We start from the raw sequence: 17,210 nt of genomic DNA on the forward strand, positions 1-17,210 counted from the left end.
AGGCCCCGCAGGGGCCGTGGCACAAAAGCGCGTAGCGCGTCGAACGGCCGCAGGCCGGCCCGAAGGGCGAGCGCAGCGAGTAACCTCCCAACGAACCCCCGACGCTCGCTCCGACCGGCGCCCGGGCCGGCCACGGAGATCGCCACGTCGCTGCGCTCCTCGCGATGACCGGTACGGCCTACGCCGCCTGGGCGCGGATCAGATCGACCCGGCTGCGCACGTACAGGTAGTACAGCACCGGGATGATCACCAGCGTCAGCAGGGTGGAGACGAACACGCCGAAGATCAGCGAGATCGCCAGGCCGGAGAAGATCGGGTCATCGAGGATGAACCCGGCCCCGACCATCGCCGCCAGCCCGGTCAGGACGATCGGCTTGGCGCGCACCGCGCCAGCATGCACCACCGCCTCGATCACGTCCACGCCGCGGCGGATCTCCTCGTTGATGAAGTCCACCAGCAGGATGGAGTTGCGCACGATGATCCCGGCCAGCGCGATCATCCCGATCATCGAGGTCGCGGTGAACTTGGCATCCATGAAGAAGGCATCCATGAAGGCATGCCCCGGCATCACCCCGATCACCGTCAGCGGGATCGGTGCCATGATGATCAGCGGCACCATGTAGGACCGGAACTGTGCCACCACCAGCAGGTAGATCAGGAGCAGGCCCACCGAGTAGGCGATGCCCATGTCGCGGAAGGTCTCGTAGGTCACCTGCCACTCGCCGTCCCACTTCAGGGAGAAGTTGTACGGGTTGTCCGGCTGGGCGATGAACAGCTGCTCCAGCGGCTCGTCATACGCCATCGGCTGGTCGCGCAGGCCGAAGAACATGTCGAACATGCCGTACAGCGGGCTGTCCAGCCCACCGGCCAGGTCGCCCATCACGTAGACCACGGGCAGCAGGTTCTTGTGATGGATCGAGTGCTCGAGGCTGGAATCCACCACGTTGACCACCTCGGACAGCGGCACCAGCGTGCCGTCGCGCGAGCGCACCTTGAGCCCCAGTACCGGGTCCAGGCTGCCCTTCTCGGCCTGGTCGAACTCCAGCCGCACGGGCACCGCGTACTTCACATTGGAGCCGTACAGATAGGTCACGTCCTCGCCGGACAGGGCGGTCTCGATCGCCTGCACCACCGCCTGCTGCGACACACCCAGGCGCGCGGCGCGTTCGCGGTCGACCTGCAGGATCTTCTTCTGCCCCGGATACTCGACCGAGTCGTCGATGTCCGTAAGGCCTGCGGTGTTCTCGAAGCGTTCGCGCACCTGCCGGGCGATCTCGATCTGGCCGTCGTAGTCCGGCCCGTAGATCTCGGCGACGATCGGCGACATCACCGGCGGCCCCGGCGGGACCTCGACCACCTTGACCGCGGCATTGTGGCGGTCGGCGATCGCGTTGATCGCGTCGCGCACGCCCAGGGCCACTGCGTGGCTCTTGCGGTCACGCTCCGAGGAGTCGACCAGATTCACCTGGATATCGCCGACATGCGAGCCCTCGCGCAGGTAGTACTGGCGCACCAGGCCGTTGAAGTTGATCGGCGCTGCGGTGCCCGCGTAGGTCTGCACGTTGTGCACCTCGGGGACCGTCTTCAGGTAGTCGCCCATCTCCGCCAGGACGCGGGAGGTCCGCTCCAGGCTGGTGCCCTCCGGCATGTCCAGTACCACCTGGAACTCCGACTTGTCGTCAAACGGCAGCATCTTCATGACTACCAGCTGGAAGTACGCCAGCGACACCGAAGCCAGGATCAGCACCAGCGTGCCCACCCACAGCACCAGGCGGTTGGTCTTCTTGCGCCCGCCGCTACCGAGAAACGGCAGCAGCAGGGTATTGAAGAGCTTCATCAGACCGGCGGAGGCGCTCTCGCCCTCCGCGCCGTGGCTGCCCCCCGACGGGGCGGCGTGTTCATGCTTCTCGGCCTGGCGGCGCAGCACCTTGTAGGTCAGCCAGGGTGTGACCACGTAGGCGACCGCCAGCGAGATGATCATCCCCATCGAGGCGTTGATCGGGATCGGACTCATGTACGGCCCCATCAGCCCGGTCACGAAGGCCATCGGCAGCAGTGCCGCGATCACCGCAAAGGTCGCGAGGATGGTCGGACCACCGACCTCGTCCACCGCCAGCGGGATGGCTTCCAGGAACTTCTTGCCGCCCTTGGCCATGTGCCGGTGGATGTTCTCCACCACCACGATGGCATCGTCCACCAGGATCCCGATGGAGAAGATCAGCGCGAACAGCGACACCCGATTGAGCGTGAAGCCGTAGGCCCAGGAGGCGAACAGCGTGATCGCCAGGGTGATCACCACCGCCACGCCGACGATAAAGGCCTCGCGCCAGCCCAGCGCGATCCACACCAGGATAACCACCGACGCGGTCGCCAGGATCAGCTTCTGGATCAGGGTATTGGCCTTGGCGTCGGCGGTCTGGCCGTAATTGCGGGTAATCGTCGTCTCGATCCCGTCCGGGATGTAGGTCCCGCGCAGCTGCTCCAGGCGTTCGACCAGGGCATCGGCGATATCCGGGGCATTGGTGCCCGGCTGCTTGGCGATCGCCACCGTGACCGCCGGATGGCTGTCGCCCAAGCGCGCACGATCCCCGGCCGCCGCCCCATGGGCGAAGCGCACATGTTCGGTGGCATAAGCCGGGCCCTGCACGACCTCGGCGACGTCCTCCAGATAGACGGGGCGGCCGTCGTGCATGCCGACCACTAGCCCGGCGAAGGCCTCGGGCTCGGTAATGAAATCGCCCGCCTGGACCAGGATCTCCTCGTCGTCCTGATAGAACTGCCCGGCGTCACGCGAGAAGTTGGAGGCCTGCAGGCTGGTACGCAGATCCTCCACCGACAGGTTGTAGGCCGCCAGGGTCTCCGGCTTGAAGCGCACATGCACGACGTGGTCCGGCCCGCCAACGGTGTAGATGTCGCGGGTGCCGGGCACACGTTTCAGTTCGGCCTCGATACCGTGCGCCACCCGCAGCAGGTCATGCCCGCCGCGATCATCGTCCTCGGTCCACAGGGTCACGTTGACGATGGGGACGTCATCGATGCCCATCGGCTTGATGATCGGCTCGCCCACCCCCAGGCCCGGCGGCAGCCAGTCCTGGTTGGAGAAGACCTGGTTGTACAGGCGCACCAAGGCCGCCGTACGGTCCTCGCCGACCTCGAACTGGATGGTGATCTGCGCCATGTTCGGGCGCGAGACGGAATAGATATCGTCGATGCCCTCGATCTCCGAGAGCACCTGCTCGGCCGGCGTGGCGACCAGTTGCGCCACTTCCTGCGCGCTCGCCCCGGGGAACGGGATGAACACGTCGGCCATGGTCACGTTGATCTGCGGTTCTTCCTCGCGCGGGGTCACCAGGATCGCGAACAGGCCCAGCAGCAGACCGATCAGGGCCAGCAGCGGCGTGATCTGGGTGGTCAGAAAGGCCTTGGCAATGCGTCCGGAGATCCCCATGCGCTCGGACGCCGGGTCCGTGCTGGCATCGCTCATCGGTTCACCTGCTGATGTTCCTTGAGATAGATCTGCGCGTGCACCGGATCCAGCGCGACGCGTTCGCCCGCATCCAGGCCGCCGAGGATCTCGATCATGCCGTCATGCTGACGCCCGACCCGCACCTGGCGAAACGCCACGCGGTCCTCCTCGTCGACCACATAGACCGCGATCACCTCGCTGCGATACACCACCGCCTCCACCGGCACCAGCAGGCGCTCCACGGCGTCCACCACGAACGCGGTCTTCACGAACATGCCGGGGAACAGCCCCAGGTCCCGCTGCTCCGGCAGGTTCACGCGAATGCGGAAGGTCGAACTGGCCGGATCGGCATAGGGGAAGATGGTCAGGCTCTCGGCCGCCACCCGGTCACCGTTCAGCAGGACCTCGGCACTGCGCCGTTCGCGCACGTTGTGGATCAGGCGCTGCGGCACATCCACGGCCACGCGCAGCTGGTCCAGACTGATCCCGGACAGTAGCGGCGAACCCGGGTTGACCGATTCGCCGACCTCGATATGACGCTCCGTGACGATACCGGAGTACGGGGCATACACCTCGGTGTAGCCAAGCTGTTCGCGGGCCTCTTCGACCCGGCCCTCGGCGGAGCGCAGCCGGGCGCGGGCCGACTCCAGCGCCGCCTCGGCGCGATCGAACTCGGACCGAGAAACCACCCCGCGATCGAACACGTCGCGGATCCGCTCGAATTCCGAGCGGGCCTCGTTGAAGCGGGCACGGGCCTCGGCAAGGTCGCCCTCGGCCTGGCTGACCCGGGCCTGCTGCTCGGTGTCGCTGACCCGGACCAGGAGTTCGTCCGTCTCGACAAAGTCGTCCACATCCACATAGATCTCGCGGATGCGCCCGGAGGTCTGGGCGGAGATCGTGGAACGCTGCACCGCCTCGACACGGCCATCCAGGATCCGTTCCTGGGCGATGGTCTGGCGTTCGGCGGTTACCGTGTCGAATGGCAGTTCCGCCTGGGCCGCGAATGGCAACAGCAGCAGGCCCCACAGGGCGTGGCGCATCGGGATTCGTGTCATGAGGCGTCTGTCCTTGCTTGGTGAGGTTCCTGGCCGCGTGCAGTCTCGCACACGCCCCGGCCTCCATATATTAGATTTCTCTAATTTATTATTTCCTGATGTTCGACGCAATCCGGACGGACCCATCCGCGCCCGGATCGCCTCCCTCGCAGCGAGTATAGCCACCCTGACAAGGGTTTCACCCGGCCCCAGCCCGGATGTTTCATAAATTGCACGCGCCCTCGCGGGTCTCTTGTCCGCACAGGGAATTTTCCCCAGTCGGCCGTATCGCCAACGCCACTCCTTCGAAAAATCCCCTGTGCGGCCAATATCCTGCGCGATCATCACGCGAATCCATGAAATATCCGGGCTAGGCACGCACGCTGCAGCAATCCCGCGCTCCCCGTATCATGGCGGCCTTTCTGGAACGACCCGGAGGATGCCATGCCGCTGCTGCAAGTCGAGACCAATGCCGCCCTGCCCGACGACACCGCCGGCCTGTGCCAGCGCCTGTCCGCGCAGGTCGCCGACTGGCTGGGCAAGCCCGAGGGCTACGTGATGGTGGCCTGCCGCCACAACCCGGCCATGTGCTTTGGCGGGAGCACGGATCCGCTCGCCTACTGCGAACTGAAGAGCATCGGCCTGCCGGAAGGTCTGACCCGCGAGCTGTCGCGGAAGCTGTGCGACGCCCTGCAGGCCGAACTGGGCCTCGAGCCGGCCCGCGTCTACATCGAATTCGCCGACGCCCCGCGCCACTTCTGGGGCACCAACGGCACCACGTTCTGAACCCTTTCCAGCCATCAACCACGGACTGCCCCCGATGCGCGTCTCGCAATTCCCGCTGAACACCCTGAAGGAAACCCCGGCCGACGCCGAGATCATCTCCCACCAGCTGATGCTGCGCGCCGGCTACATCCGCCGGCTGGCCTCCGGGCTGTACACCTGGCTGCCGCTGGGCCTGCGCGTGCTGCGCCGGGTGGAAAACATCGTACGCGAGGAGATGAACCGCGCCGGCGCCCTGGAGGTGCTGATGCCGGCGGTGCAGCCGGCCGAGCTGTGGCAGGAATCCGGGCGCTGGGACTTCTACGGCGCCGAGCTGCTGCGCATCAAGGATCGCCACGAGCGCGACTTCTGTTTCGGCCCGACGCACGAGGAGGTCATCACCGACCTGGTACGCCGCGAGGTCCGCAGCTACCGCCAGCTGCCGGTGAACTACTACCAGATCCAGACCAAGTTCCGCGACGAGCGCCGGCCGCGCTTCGGCGTGATGCGCGCGCGCGAGTTCCTGATGAAGGACGCCTACTCCTTCCATATCGACGGCGACTCGCTGGCCGAGACCTACCAGCAGATGCACACGGCCTACAGCCGGATCTTCGAGCGCTGCGGGCTGGACTTCCGCGCGGTGGAGGCCGACACCGGCGCCATCGGCGGCAATGCCTCGCACGAGTTCCACGTACTGGCCAGATCCGGCGAGGACGCCATCGCGTTCTCCCCGGCCGGGTTCGCCGCCAACGTCGAACTGGCCCCCTGTCCGCAGCCGGGGCCGGCCCCGGCCCCCGGCGCGGCGATGGAGAAGATCGCCACGCCCGACGTGCACACCATCGACGATCTGGCGAAGTTCCTGGACATCCCGACCGAGCGCACGGTGAAGACCCTGGTGGTCGCCGCCTCCGACGCGATCGACGCCGACCTGGTCGCCATCGTGCTGCGCGGCGACCACGAGCTGAACGCGGTCAAGGCCGAGAAGCACCCGTGGATCGCGGAACCGCTGCGAATGGCCGAGGCCTCCGAGATCCGCGCCGCGTTCGGCGCCGATCCGGGTTCGCTGGGCCCGGTGGGCAGCCCGATCCCGGTGCTGGCCGACCAGACCATGCTGGGCATGGCCGACTTCGTGGTCGGCGCCAACGAGGACGGCCACCACTTGACCGGGGTGAACTGGGGCCGCGATCTGCCGCAGCCGGAGACCGCCGACCTGCGCAACATCACCGAGGGCGAGCCGGCGCCGGACGGCTCCGGGGCGATCGAGATCCGCCGCGGCATCGAGGTGGGCCACATCTTCCAGCTGGGCGACAAGTACAGCCAGGCCCTGGGCGCCCGGGTTCTGGACGAGGACGGCCGCGAACAGGTCGTGACCATGGGCTGCTACGGCATCGGCGTCTCGCGCGTCGTGGCGGCGGCCATCGAGCAGAACTCCGACGAGCGCGGCATCTGCTGGCCCACCGCCATCGCCCCGTTCGACATCGCCCTGTGCCCGATCGGCGCGAAGAAATCCCAGCGCGTGCGCGAGGCCGCCGACAAGCTGCACGACGACCTCGAGGCCGCCGGCTTCCAGGTCCTGCTGGACGACCGCGGACAGCGCCCCGGTGTGATGTTCGCCGACATGGAACTGATCGGCATCCCGCACCGAATCGTCATCGGCGAACGCGGCCTGGACGCCGGCGAACTCGAATACCAGGACCGCCGCGCCCCCGAGGCCGAACACCTGCCGCTCGACAACCTGATTAACAGCCTGCGCGAACGCCTTGAACGCTGATTTGACCTGCAAGGACATGAACCTTGCGACCTATTAACGCGTCGCGTTAATGTTAACTCATGATCAGGAGCTACCGAGGCAAGGACGCCGAGCAGGTAGCGCAGGGCGGGACATCTCGCCGGCTGCCGGCCGACATCGTACGCCGTGCGCGGATGCGGCTGGCACGCATCCATGCCGCCACCCAACTGGACGACCTGAAGGTTCCGTCGTCGCACCACCTGGAACGGCTCAAAGGAAACCGGGCGGGCCAGTACAGCATCCGCATCAACGCGCAATGGCGGATCTGTTTCGAATGGCACGACGGCCATGCGTACAAGGTTGAAATCGTGGACTACCACCGATAGGCGGGCTGCTGGAGGCGACCATGAATGATGAGAATTCGCATAACCCGATCCACCCAGGGGAACACTTGGCCGAATTCCTGGAAGAGACCGGGATCAGCCAGTATCGCCTGGCGCTGGATATCAGCGTGCCGCCCCGCCGGATCAACGAGATCGTTCGCGGCAAGCGCGCTATCACCGCGGACACAGCCCTGCGCCTGGGCCGATACTTCGGCACCTCGCCCGAGTTCTGGATGAACCTTCAGGACCACTACGAGCTGGCGTGCGCTCAGCAAGCACTGGGCAATCGGCTCGATCAGGAAGTTCGCCCGCACGTCGCCTGAACGAAGGCAGCGGCCGCGCCATGCGCACCCATGAACCACTGATCAGTAATCGCGTCGTGCGCGGCGGTCACTAACCGCTGTGGAAAGCATCGTGTTCACCCTGGAGATGGGGATCGTGTTCGGCCTGCTGGGGCTGACAATCCTGCTGTTCGTGACCGAGGTGATCCGGATCGACCTGGCGGCGCTGAGCGTGCTGTTCCTGCTGGGGATGGTGGCGCTGGTGCCGGGGGTCGCCCCGATCGTCGAGGGCGAGGCGCTGTTCTCCGGCTTCGCCTCGAATGCGGTGATCGCGATCATCGCGGTGATGATCATCGGCACCGGGCTGGACCGTTCCGGGGTCATGAACCGCCTGGCCGACCTGATCCTGCGCTTTGGCGGGCATACCGAGCGCCGGGTGATGGCCACCACCTCTGGCGCGGTGGGCATCATCACCAGCTTCATGCAGAACATCGGGGCCGCCGCGCTGTTCATGCCGGTGATCAACCGCATCGGGGCCGCGGCGCGCATCCCGCGCTCGCGCCTGCTGATGCCGATGGGCTTCGCCGCGATCGTCGGCGGCACCCTCACCCTGGTCGCCTCCAGCCCGCTGATCCTGCTGAACGACCTGCTGCCGGAGCATGTCGACGGTTTCGGGCTGTTTGACGTGACACCGATCGGGCTGGCCCTGCTGACCATGCTGATCCTGTATTTCGCCCTGTTCGGAAAATGGGTGCTGCCCGCCCGCGATCCACAGGGCGAGGACCCGGACGAGAGCCGTGTGCAGACCACCTCGGCCTGGTTCCGCGACGTCTACGGGATGGACTTCGGCGTGCGCGAGGCGCGCCTCGGCGAGGACAGCTCGCTGACCGGACTCAGCGTCGGTGACTTCGAGGCGACCTTCGGCGTGCATGTCGTCGGCGTCACGACAGCCGACGAAACCCGCATCGAGCCGAACCGGGACGTGGAGCTGGAACGCAGCGCGCATCTGGCGATCCTCGGCCCGGTGACCACGATCGAGACGACCTGCGAACAGACCGGCCTGAGGCTGAAGGACGAACTGGACGTGTTCGCCCGCGCCCTGTCCGCCCGCCATGGCGGCATCGCCGAGGTCATCGTGCCCCCGGGCTCCGAGCTGATCGGGCAAACGGTGCGCGACAAGGGCATGCGCCGCACCTACGGCATCTCGGTGCTGCGCATCCAGCGCGGCGACGACCTGATCATCGACGAGGTCCCGGATACCCCGCTGAAGGCCGGCGACACCCTGGTGGTACATACCCCTTGGGAGAATCTGCAGGCGCTGGAGGACGACCGCGACTTTGTGGTGGTCACCAGCCGCTACCCGCGCCGCAAGCAGGAGGCCTCGAAGACCCACCGGCCGCTGGCGGCGCTCGGCTCGCTCGCGCTGGGGCTGGGGCTGGTGCTGTTCACCGACCTGCCCCTGGCGCTCGCCCTGCTGGGCGGTGCGCTGGGGATGATCTTCACCGGCGTCATCAGCATGGACGAGGCCTATCGCGGCATCAGCTGGAAAACGGTGTTCCTGCTGGCCTCGCTGATCCCGCTGGGTCTGGCGGTGGAGAACTCCGGTGCTGGCGAGTGGATCGCGACCAACGGCATGCAACAGCTACAGGGCATGCCGGTATGGGTGCTGCAGGTCGCGGTCTTCCTGCTGACCACCTTCTTCACGCTGGTGATGTCCAACGTCGGCGCCACGGTCCTGCTGGTGCCCCTGGCGGTCAGCTTCGCGAGCGTCGCCCAGGGCATGGGCATCGACGCCGACCCGCGGGTATTTGCTCTGATCGTCGCGATCGCGGCATCCAACTCCTTCATCCTGCCCACCCATCAGGTCAATGCCCTGATCATGGACCCGGGCGGCTACCGCGTGGCCGACTACCTGCGCGCCGGGGCCGGCGTCACGCTGCTATTCATGGTCGTCTCGCTGATTGTCATCAACCTGCTCTTCTGAGCCCGGTCACGACCTTTCGGGTCCACTCGGGCCGATACCCGCAACCGCAACCCGGCGCTACGGACGCATCATTGCCTCAACCCGTGGCGAAATCCCGTGGCGGGGTTTCGGGCGGCTCAACCTCCTCGGCCTCCACCGCGTCCACGCGCGCCATGCGCGGCCCGTCCGCCAGCCATTCCTCCAGCGTGTCGAGCGCCTCGCGCGGGCCCACGGCCAGCACCTCGACGCTGCCGTCCGGTTCGTTGCGGGCATAACCGGTCAGCCCGAGCCGCCGGGCCTCGTCGCGGGTGGAGGCGCGGAAGAACACGCCCTGTACCCGGCCGCTGACACGCCAGCGGCGGGCATGGTTATCATTGGCCTCCGTCATTTGTTGTCCTCCGGAGTGGATTCATGTCCGATGCCCCTACGCTGTACCACAACCCGCGCTGCAGCAAGTCGCGCGCGACCCTGGAACTGCTGCGCGAGCAGGGCGTGGAGCCGCAGATCGTCGAATACCTGAAGACCCCGCCGGATGCCGCCACCCTGCGCGCCATCGTCGACCGGCTGGGCATCGCCCCGCGCGATCTCCTGCGCACCGGCGAGGCGGAGTACCGCGAACTGGGCCTGAAGGATGCGGAGCTGGATGACGAGGCCCTGATCCAGACCATGGTCCAGCACCCGAGACTGATCGAGCGGCCGATCCTCGTGCACGGCGACCATGCGCGCATCGGGCGCCCCCCCGAGCAGGTGCTGGAGATCCTGTCGTGAGCGCGGCCCCCGAGGTCCTGGTGCTGTACTACAGCCGCTACGGCGCGACCGCCGAGCTGGCCCGTCACGTCGCCAGCGGCGTCGAGCGGGCCGGTGCGGTCGCACGCGTGCGCACCGTCCCCCCGGTGAGCACCAACATCACCGGCGACGCCCCGGCGGTTCCCGCCGACGGCCCGCCCTACGCGGAGACCCGCGATTTGGAGGAATGCGCCGGGCTGGTCATGGGCTCCCCCACCCGCTTCGGCAACATGGCCGCGCCGCTGAAGCACTTCCTCGACGGCACCAGCGGCCTGTGGGCCAGTGGAGGTCTCGTCGACCGGCCGTTCGGCCTGTTCACCAGCACCGCCACCCAGCACGGCGGCCAGGAAACCACGCTGCTGACCATGGCCATGCCCCTGATCCATCAGGGGATGCTCTGGGTCGGCGTGCCCTACACCGTGCCGGAACTGAGCACCACGACCTCCGGGGGCTCACCCTACGGGGCCAGCCACGTCGCCGGCGGCCAGGGCGAACATCCGGTCTCCCGCGAGGAACAGCGCATCGCCGCGGCACTGGGCGAGCGGGTCGGCCGCATCACGCGCCGCCTGCAGGCCGGGGAGCCGGCATGATCCTCGCGGCGCGCGGGCTGGCGCTGATCGCCTACCTGGCCCTGCTCGGCCTGATCCTGGTGTGGACCACATGGATCGACCCGCCGGAGATCGTGCCGATCTCGGTGGCACTGGTGATCCTGGTCCTGCCGCTGCTGTTCCCGCTGCGCGGGATGCTGCACGGGCGCCGCTACACCCACGCCTGGTCCAGCCTGCTGGCGCTGGCCTACGTGACCCTGGGGATCACCCTGGCCGCGGCGGCGGACGCACGCCTGTACGGCCTGCTGATGACGGCCGCCAGCCTCGCCTGGTTCGCCGGCTGCCTGCTCTACGTCAAGCTGGACGCCCGCCGCGCCCGCCAAATCGCTTCCTGAGCGTTTTGGGCCCACTACGAAGCGTACGGAGAAGGGCAAGGTCAAGGGCGATTCACAGGAAGATGGGAAGGCTGGAAGAAAGGCCATTTATTGGCTGGAACGGATAGCCCGGAACACCGCCGCAGTGCGCAGTGCCTCGCCTACACGCGTCACCCCGGACACCGCGCAGCGGTGATCCGGGATCTCGCCGAGGCAGTGTTCCCGACGCCGGAGATCCCGGTTCTGCGTTACGCTCCGGCCGGGATGACGAACTCCTTGGGTGCTACCCCTACAGGTCCTTACTCCCTCGGCCCCCATCCAGAACCTTCCCGTCTTCTCACCTTCCTGTAAGCCGTCCTTGACCTTGACCTCGCCCTTCGTCGGACGCTTCGTGGTGAACGTCAGGAACGCGCGAGCTGGTCGCGGACAAAGGGGATGGTCAGGCGCCGCTGTTCCGCCAGGGCGGCCAGGTCCAGGCGGTCCAGCAGTTCCAGCAACGCCACCAGGTCACGGCGATAGTGGCGCAGCAGGTAGTCGGCCACCGCCTCCGGCAGCTCCAGCCCGCGCAGTGCGGCGCGCTGGGCGAGGATGCGCTTGAGGTCGTCCTCCTCCGGTGCCTGCATGCGGAACACCGGCCCCCACGCCAGCCGCGACGTCAGGTCCGGCAGGCGGCTGTCCAGCCCGTCCGGCGCGTGAGTCGCCGCCAACAACACCCGGCAGCCGCCATCGCGCAGGCGGTTCAGCAGCCCGAACAGAGCTTCGTCCCAGTCACCCTGCCCGACCACCTGGTCGAGATCGTCCAGTGCCACCAGGCGGGCACGCTCCAGGCCGTCCAGCACGGCCAGCGGCGGGGCGGATGCGACCTCGCCCAGCGGCAAGTACGCCACCGGCTCGCCGCGTTCGTGGCCCTGATGGCAGGCCGCCTGCAGCAGGTGGGTCTTGCCAACGCCGGACGGGCCGTGCAGCAGGATCTGCGGCTCGGTCATCCCGAATCCGACGGCCAGGGCCTCCACCGCATCCCGGGCGAGCGGGTTGCTGCCGGGATAGAAGCCGGCAAAGCGCGACGTGTCCCGCAGGCGTAGATCCAGCGGCAGCTGGCGCTGGGGGGCAGCCTCGCGACCCTGACCGGCACTCATTCCCCGGGGGCCTCCCGCTTCGAGGACGCTTCCCCGGCATTCAGGCGCCGGTAATGCACCAGAAGATGCCGCACGCCGACGGCCAGGATCGCCGCCACCGGCAGCGCCAGCAGCACGCCGAAGAAGCCGAACAACTGACCACCCGCGAGCACGGCAAAGATCACGGCGACCGGATGCAGGCCGGTCCGGTCCCCCACCAGCCAGGGCGTAAGGACCATGGACTCCAGCACCTGCGCGACGGCGAAGATCGCCAGCACGATCAGCAGCAGGGTCCAGCCATCGCCCTGCACCAGCGCCGCTGCGCTGGCCAGCAGCACGCCCACGATCACGCCGACATAGGGAATGAAGCTCACCAGCCCCGCGATCAGTCCGATCGCCAGCCCCATCTCGACCCCGGCCACGGTCAGCGTGACCGCATAGAACAGGCCCAGTGCCAGCATCACCAGCAGCTGCCCGCGCAGGAAGGCCCCGAGCGTCTCGTCCGACTCCGCAGCAAAGGTGAGCACCGCCGGGCGCCAAGTCTGCGGCAGCAGGTCGCGCAACCCGTTCAGAACGCGCGGCCAGTCGCGCAGCAGATAGAAACTCACGACCGGGATGAGTACCAGGTTCAGCACCCCCAGCACCAGCGCGCCGGTGGAACTGCCGATCCACTGCAGCACGCCGCCGGCCAGCCCGCCGGCCTCGCGCCAGTGCTCGGCGACCAGCCCCTGGAGGGCGCCGGCGTCCAGGGGCGGCAGGCTGTCCCCGGCCAGGTCCTCCAGCCACGGACGCACCTGCCCGTCGAACCAGCCGAGGATCTGCGGCATCGCCAGCGTGAGCCGCTCGAACTGGGCAATCGCCAGCGGGATCAGGATCAGGATCAGCGCCGCCAGCCCCAGCATCACCAGCAGGAAGATGACCACGGTGGCCAGGGTGCGCGAGCGCCCGGTGCGCGCCGCCAGGCGGGTCACCAGCGGATTGAACAGATAGCCGATCAGCAGCGCCACGACGAAGGGCGTGAGGATCGGCGCGAGCAGGTACAGCGCCCCGCCCAGCAGAAGGAGCCCGACCAGGGCGGCAAGGGTCGCAGCCGATAGCGGCCAGCTTCGATCCAGGGCCGGCGTCGTCATGATTTTCTCCCCGATGTTCCCGCCGCATACGGATGTCCACGCAGGTGGCGCCAGGCGTAATACCCCCACTGCACGGTATAGGCCAGGCCGCTGGCCAGGGTCGTGAAGGCCACGACAATCATCAGCAGCTGCACCCAGATCGGGTCCAGCGCCAGCAGGCCGACCTTCACGATCGCCACCAGCACCAGCGTGATCTGCAGAAAGGTGTTCACCTTGCTGATCAGCAGCGGCCGGATCGCCAGGGGCCCGACAAACAGCCGGTACAGCGCGGAGCCGGCGGTCAGCCAGACATCACGTCCCACCACCAGCAAAAGCAGCCACAACGGCAGCAGTCCCGACAGGGTCACGGCCACGTAGACCCCCAGCATCAGCAGCTTGTCCGCCGCCGGATCCAGCCAGGCGCCCAGCTGCGTGTGCCAGCCGTAGCGCCGCACCAACCAGCCATCCAGGGCGTCACTCAGCCCGGCGATCGCCAGCAACACGACCGCCACCAGGTAGTGCTCCAGCGCCAACAGCACGACGATCGGCGGGATCAGGAGGATCCGGCCGATCGTGACGGCATTGGGGATCTGGTGACGAGGCAGCATCCGGTTCGACGCGGCAACGCTCAGGGCCGGCTCAGCCAGGCGTCGGCCTCGACTGTGGCGTCCGGGACCTCGGCCCGGGCGAAGCCGGAACCGCGCAGCAGATCCACCAGGTCATCCCGGTCCAGCCCGGTGCGGACCTGCAGCACCACGCTGTCGCCGGCCAGGGAATCCAGGCGCGCCGCCTCCACCGCCTGCAGCCGCGTCAGCTCCGCGCGCAGCCGCTCGAAGGCGCCATAGCCCTGGATACCCGCAAAGCCCAGGCGCAACCATTCGGGTTCGGCCGCGACTCGCGCCAGGGACTCACCCACCTGATCCAGGCCGATCGCCACCGCCTCGCGCGCCGCCGCGGCGGGGCTCTCGCCGCGCGCGGAACTGCGGTACTCACGGGCGTCGTGCACGGCGATCACCCGCGCCTCGGCCCCGCCCGCCGTCTCACGCACGTGCAGCAGCAGGACGCCGTCGGCCTCGTAGCGGCGGGCGGCCTCCACCAGCGGTTCGGTCACCCCGCCGACGATATCGGAGGGCTGCGCGGCCCGGCGGTCCTGCAGGTCACCCAGCGGGAACAGCAGGGGCATGTCGCGGGCCTCAGCCAGATCGCCCAGCGCGGCGAGGACCCCCGGCCCGTCCACCGTATCCCCCAGCAGGTCACGCTGCCCGCCCGCGTCGTGGACGGCCCAGACCAGCAGCGCCGGGCGCTCCCCGAGCAGGGCCGGCACACCGGCATCGCGCAGCGCGGTGCGCAGGCGGAAGCGGTCGAACTCCAGGCGGTAAGCACCGTCGTCCACCTGCTGGCGACGTTCCAGCGCCGCGATCCAGCCCGCGTCGTCGCGCGCCTCCAGCATCTCGTCGACCAGCGCCAGCACCGGCTCCGAGCGCAGCCCGGCCAGCCGCACCAGCGCCTGCTCCAGACCCTCCTCCAGCGCCTGCGTCTCGTCCTCGGACGAGACCGTTACCACCAGCGGACCGTCGGCCGCGGCAGGCGGCGCCAGCATGAGAAAAAGCAGACCCAGCAACAGGGCCAGGCGCGGATAGGCTCGGGGATGCAGGGACATGGTCTCGTTCCGTCGTTCGACAGGCGCCACAAAATACCACAGCCTCCCTGACCGGAAGCGCCGGGCCGGGGGCCCGGGAAAGCTCGCGACAACCGGGCGCGAGGGCGTCCGCGGGTCCCGGCCTGCTTTGCACGCCCGCAGCCGGCTCGCTACCATGCCGGGTTCTGCGAGACCGCCGCAGCGCGCGGCCTCCACCCGCGCTTACTCAACATCGGGGAACCCATGTCCGAATCCCGTTCAGGCCTGACCTACCGCGAGGCCGGTGTCGACATCGAGGCCGGCGCCGAGCTGGTCGAACGCATCAAGCCGCACGCGGCGCGTACCCGGCGCCCCGGCGTGATGGCCGGCCTGGGTGGCTTCGGTGCCCTGTTCGAGCTGCCGATGGACCGCTACCGGCAGCCGGTGCTGGTGTCCGGCACCGACGGCGTCGGCACCAAGCTGCGCCTGGCCCAGGAGAGCGGTCGTCATGACAGTATCGGCATCGACCTGGTCGCGATGTGCGTCAATGACATTGTCGTCCAGGGCGCCGAACCGCTGTTCTTCCTCGACTACTACGCTACCGGCCACCTGGACGTGGACATCGCCGCGGACGTAGTCACCGGCATTGCCGAGGGCTGCGAGCAGGCCGGCTGCGCCCTGATCGGCGGCGAGACGGCCGAGATGCCCGGGATGTACCAGGGCGAGGACTACGACGTCGCCGGGTTCGCGGTCGGCATCGCCGAGAAGGACGCCCTGATCGACGGCAGCCGGGTCGCGGCCGGGGACGTGGTCCTCGGTCTGGAGGCCAGCGGCCCGCACTCCAACGGCTACTCCCTGATCCGGCGCGTGCTGGAGCACGCCGGCGCCCGCCTCGACACCCCGCTGCCGGATGGCGACGGCGTCACCCTCGGGGAGGCCCTGATGGCCCCCACCCGGATCTACGTGCGACCGCTGCTGGAGCTGCTGGAGGAGTTCCCGGTGCACGCCATGGCCCACATCACCGGCGGCGGCCTGACCGAGAACCTCCCGCGCGTCCTGCCGGACACCCTCGGCGCGCGCATCGACCCGGACAGCTGGGCCCGCCCCCCGGTGTTCCAGTGGCTGCAGCAGGCCGGCGACATCAGCGATGAAGAGATGCTGCGCACCTTCAACTGCGGCATCGGCATGACCGTGATCCTTCCCGAGGACCGGGTCGAGGCCGCCAGTTCGCAGCTCGCCCGGGCCGGCATCCGCAGCTGGCCGATCGGCGTGATCCGCGAACGCGACGAGTACCAGCCCGGCGTCACCTACGCCGCCGCATGAGCGGACCCATCGAGCAACCGGACACGACCGCGCGGCGCCTGGTAGTACTGATCTCCGGGCGCGGAAGCAACCTCGGAGCGCTGATCGAGGCCTGCGAACAGGGGCGCATCCCGGGGCGCGTGGTCGGGGTCATCAGCAACCGCCCGGATGCCGGCGGGCTGGAGTTCGCCGAACGCCACGGCATCCCGCACCGCGTGCTGAACCACCGGGACTACCCCTCGCGCGAGGCCTTCGATGCCGATCTTGCCGATGCCATCGAGGACTACACCCCCGACCTGGTCATCCTGGCCGGCTTCATGCGCATCCTGACCCCCGGTTTTGTGGACCGCTTCACCGGCCGCATGCTGAACATTCATCCCTCACTGCTGCCCAAGTACCGCGGCCTGGACACCCACGCCCGCGCCCTGGCCGATGGCGAGACCGAGCACGGTGCCAGCGTCCACTTCGTCACCCCCGAGCTGGACGGCGGGCCGGTGATCATGCAGGCCCGCGTGCCGGTGGCGCCCGACGACACGCCCGACACCCTGGCCGCCCGCGTGCAGCGGGCCGAGCATCGGCTGTACCCCGAAGTCGTGCGCCGCGTGTGTTCAGGCGAAATTCAGTGGTCCGGGCGGATCCTGCAGGGCGACGGCAGGCCGCTTGAGGCACCGCTGCAACTCGACGAGGACACCCATGAACGTTCAGGCCCTGAGGACCGGAGCTAGCCGCGCGATGACCCG

The 17,210-nt window shown here is 68.3% G+C and carries 17 protein-coding genes; 10 read left to right on the top strand and 7 right to left on the bottom strand.

Features of this window, described 5'->3' with window-relative positions; all coding sequences use genetic code 11:
• Positions 1 to 178 precede the first annotated feature (178 nt).
• A complete protein-coding gene (locus F572_RS0110910; protein ID WP_017941375.1) occupies positions 179 to 3,484 on the bottom strand; it encodes an efflux RND transporter permease subunit in 3,306 nt (1,101 codons plus the stop codon).
• The gene (locus tag F572_RS0110915) at positions 3,481 to 4,521 is read right to left on the bottom strand and encodes an efflux RND transporter periplasmic adaptor subunit (protein WP_038034299.1); all 1,041 of its coding nucleotides are present in this window, start codon (positions 4,519 to 4,521) and stop codon (positions 3,481 to 3,483) included. The genes F572_RS0110910 and F572_RS0110915 overlap by 4 nt, the downstream gene beginning before the upstream one ends.
• Before the next feature lie 423 nt (positions 4,522 to 4,944).
• Between F572_RS0110915 and F572_RS0110920 the strand changes: the two genes are divergently transcribed.
• The 5 genes from F572_RS0110920 (at position 4,945) to F572_RS0110940 (ending at position 9,639) form a co-directional block, all read left to right on the top strand.
• Entirely contained in the window at positions 4,945 to 5,286 is a 342-nt protein-coding gene (locus F572_RS0110920; RefSeq protein ID WP_017941377.1) for a phenylpyruvate tautomerase MIF-related protein, read from the top strand.
• Positions 5,287 to 5,320: 34 nt separating this feature from the next.
• Positions 5,321 to 7,033 carry a proline--tRNA ligase gene (locus tag F572_RS0110925; RefSeq protein WP_017941378.1) on the top strand — a complete coding sequence of 571 codons (1,713 nt, stop codon included), beginning with the start codon at positions 5,321 to 5,323 and terminating at the stop codon, positions 7,031 to 7,033.
• Between the two features lie 59 nt (positions 7,034 to 7,092).
• The gene (locus tag F572_RS0110930; protein ID WP_017941379.1) at positions 7,093 to 7,377 is read left to right on the top strand and encodes a type II toxin-antitoxin system RelE/ParE family toxin; all 285 of its coding nucleotides are present in this window, start codon (positions 7,093 to 7,095) and stop codon (positions 7,375 to 7,377) included.
• Positions 7,378 to 7,397: 20 nt separating this feature from the next.
• Positions 7,398 to 7,697, top strand: a complete 300-nt coding sequence (locus F572_RS0110935) for a HigA family addiction module antitoxin (RefSeq protein ID WP_017941380.1) — start codon at positions 7,398 to 7,400, stop codon at positions 7,695 to 7,697.
• 79 nt (positions 7,698 to 7,776) lie between these two features.
• Entirely contained in the window at positions 7,777 to 9,639 is a 1,863-nt protein-coding gene (locus F572_RS0110940; protein WP_017941381.1) for an SLC13 family permease, read from the top strand.
• A 76-nt stretch (positions 9,640 to 9,715) separates the two neighbouring features.
• On the opposite strand, the gene yccX is transcribed toward F572_RS0110940, so the two are convergent.
• Positions 9,716 to 10,006: an acylphosphatase gene (gene yccX, locus F572_RS0110945; protein ID WP_017941382.1), complete on the bottom strand. Its 291-nt coding sequence runs from the start codon at positions 10,004 to 10,006 to the stop codon at positions 9,716 to 9,718.
• 23 nt (positions 10,007 to 10,029) lie between these two features.
• Here yccX and arsC point away from each other — a divergent pair, with 23 nt between their 5' ends.
• The 3 genes from arsC to F572_RS0110960 are packed head-to-tail and all read left to right on the top strand — an operon-like array spanning position 10,030 to position 11,347.
• A complete protein-coding gene (gene arsC, locus F572_RS0110950) occupies positions 10,030 to 10,386 on the top strand; it encodes an arsenate reductase (glutaredoxin) (protein WP_017941383.1) in 357 nt (118 codons plus the stop codon).
• A complete protein-coding gene (wrbA, locus tag F572_RS0110955; RefSeq protein ID WP_017941384.1) occupies positions 10,383 to 10,994 on the top strand; it encodes an NAD(P)H:quinone oxidoreductase in 612 nt (203 codons plus the stop codon). The genes arsC and wrbA overlap by 4 nt, the downstream gene beginning before the upstream one ends.
• Positions 10,991 to 11,347 (top strand): DUF2069 domain-containing protein, encoded by a 357-nt coding sequence (locus F572_RS0110960; RefSeq protein WP_017941385.1) that lies wholly within the window; start codon positions 10,991 to 10,993, stop codon positions 11,345 to 11,347. The genes wrbA and F572_RS0110960 overlap by 4 nt, the downstream gene beginning before the upstream one ends.
• Before the next feature lie 380 nt (positions 11,348 to 11,727).
• Here F572_RS0110960 and hda read toward each other — a convergent pair whose 3' ends face one another.
• From hda to F572_RS0110980, 4 genes are read right to left on the bottom strand one after another with little or no spacing between them, the layout of a single operon-like run.
• Entirely contained in the window at positions 11,728 to 12,462 is a 735-nt protein-coding gene (gene hda, locus F572_RS0110965; protein WP_017941386.1) for a DnaA regulatory inactivator Hda, read from the bottom strand.
• Positions 12,459 to 13,571 carry an AI-2E family transporter gene (locus F572_RS0110970; protein ID WP_017941387.1) on the bottom strand — a complete coding sequence of 371 codons (1,113 nt, stop codon included), beginning with the start codon at positions 13,569 to 13,571 and terminating at the stop codon, positions 12,459 to 12,461. Before F572_RS0110970 ends, hda begins: the two co-directional genes overlap by 4 nt.
• A complete protein-coding gene (locus tag F572_RS0110975) occupies positions 13,568 to 14,158 on the bottom strand; it encodes a CDP-alcohol phosphatidyltransferase family protein (RefSeq protein WP_017941388.1) in 591 nt (196 codons plus the stop codon). The genes F572_RS0110970 and F572_RS0110975 overlap by 4 nt, the downstream gene beginning before the upstream one ends.
• A 20-nt stretch (positions 14,159 to 14,178) precedes the next feature.
• The gene (locus tag F572_RS0110980; protein ID WP_017941389.1) at positions 14,179 to 15,210 is read right to left on the bottom strand and encodes a DUF2066 domain-containing protein; all 1,032 of its coding nucleotides are present in this window, start codon (positions 15,208 to 15,210) and stop codon (positions 14,179 to 14,181) included.
• A 222-nt stretch (positions 15,211 to 15,432) separates the two neighbouring features.
• Here F572_RS0110980 and purM point away from each other — a divergent pair, with 222 nt between their 5' ends.
• Both purM and purN read left to right on the top strand, forming a co-directional pair.
• Complete coding sequence (gene purM / locus F572_RS0110985) at positions 15,433 to 16,491, top strand: phosphoribosylformylglycinamidine cyclo-ligase (RefSeq protein ID WP_017941390.1); 1,059 nt, start codon at positions 15,433 to 15,435, stop codon at positions 16,489 to 16,491.
• Positions 16,488 to 17,195, top strand: coding sequence for a phosphoribosylglycinamide formyltransferase (gene purN, locus F572_RS0110990; protein ID WP_017941391.1), 708 nt, complete (start codon positions 16,488 to 16,490; stop codon positions 17,193 to 17,195). The genes purM and purN overlap by 4 nt, the downstream gene beginning before the upstream one ends.
• The last annotated feature ends 15 nt before the right edge of the window (positions 17,196 to 17,210 follow it).

Source organism: Thioalkalivibrio sp. ALE14 (assembly GCF_000376845.1).
Lineage (GTDB): Bacteria > Pseudomonadota > Gammaproteobacteria > Ectothiorhodospirales > Ectothiorhodospiraceae > Thioalkalivibrio.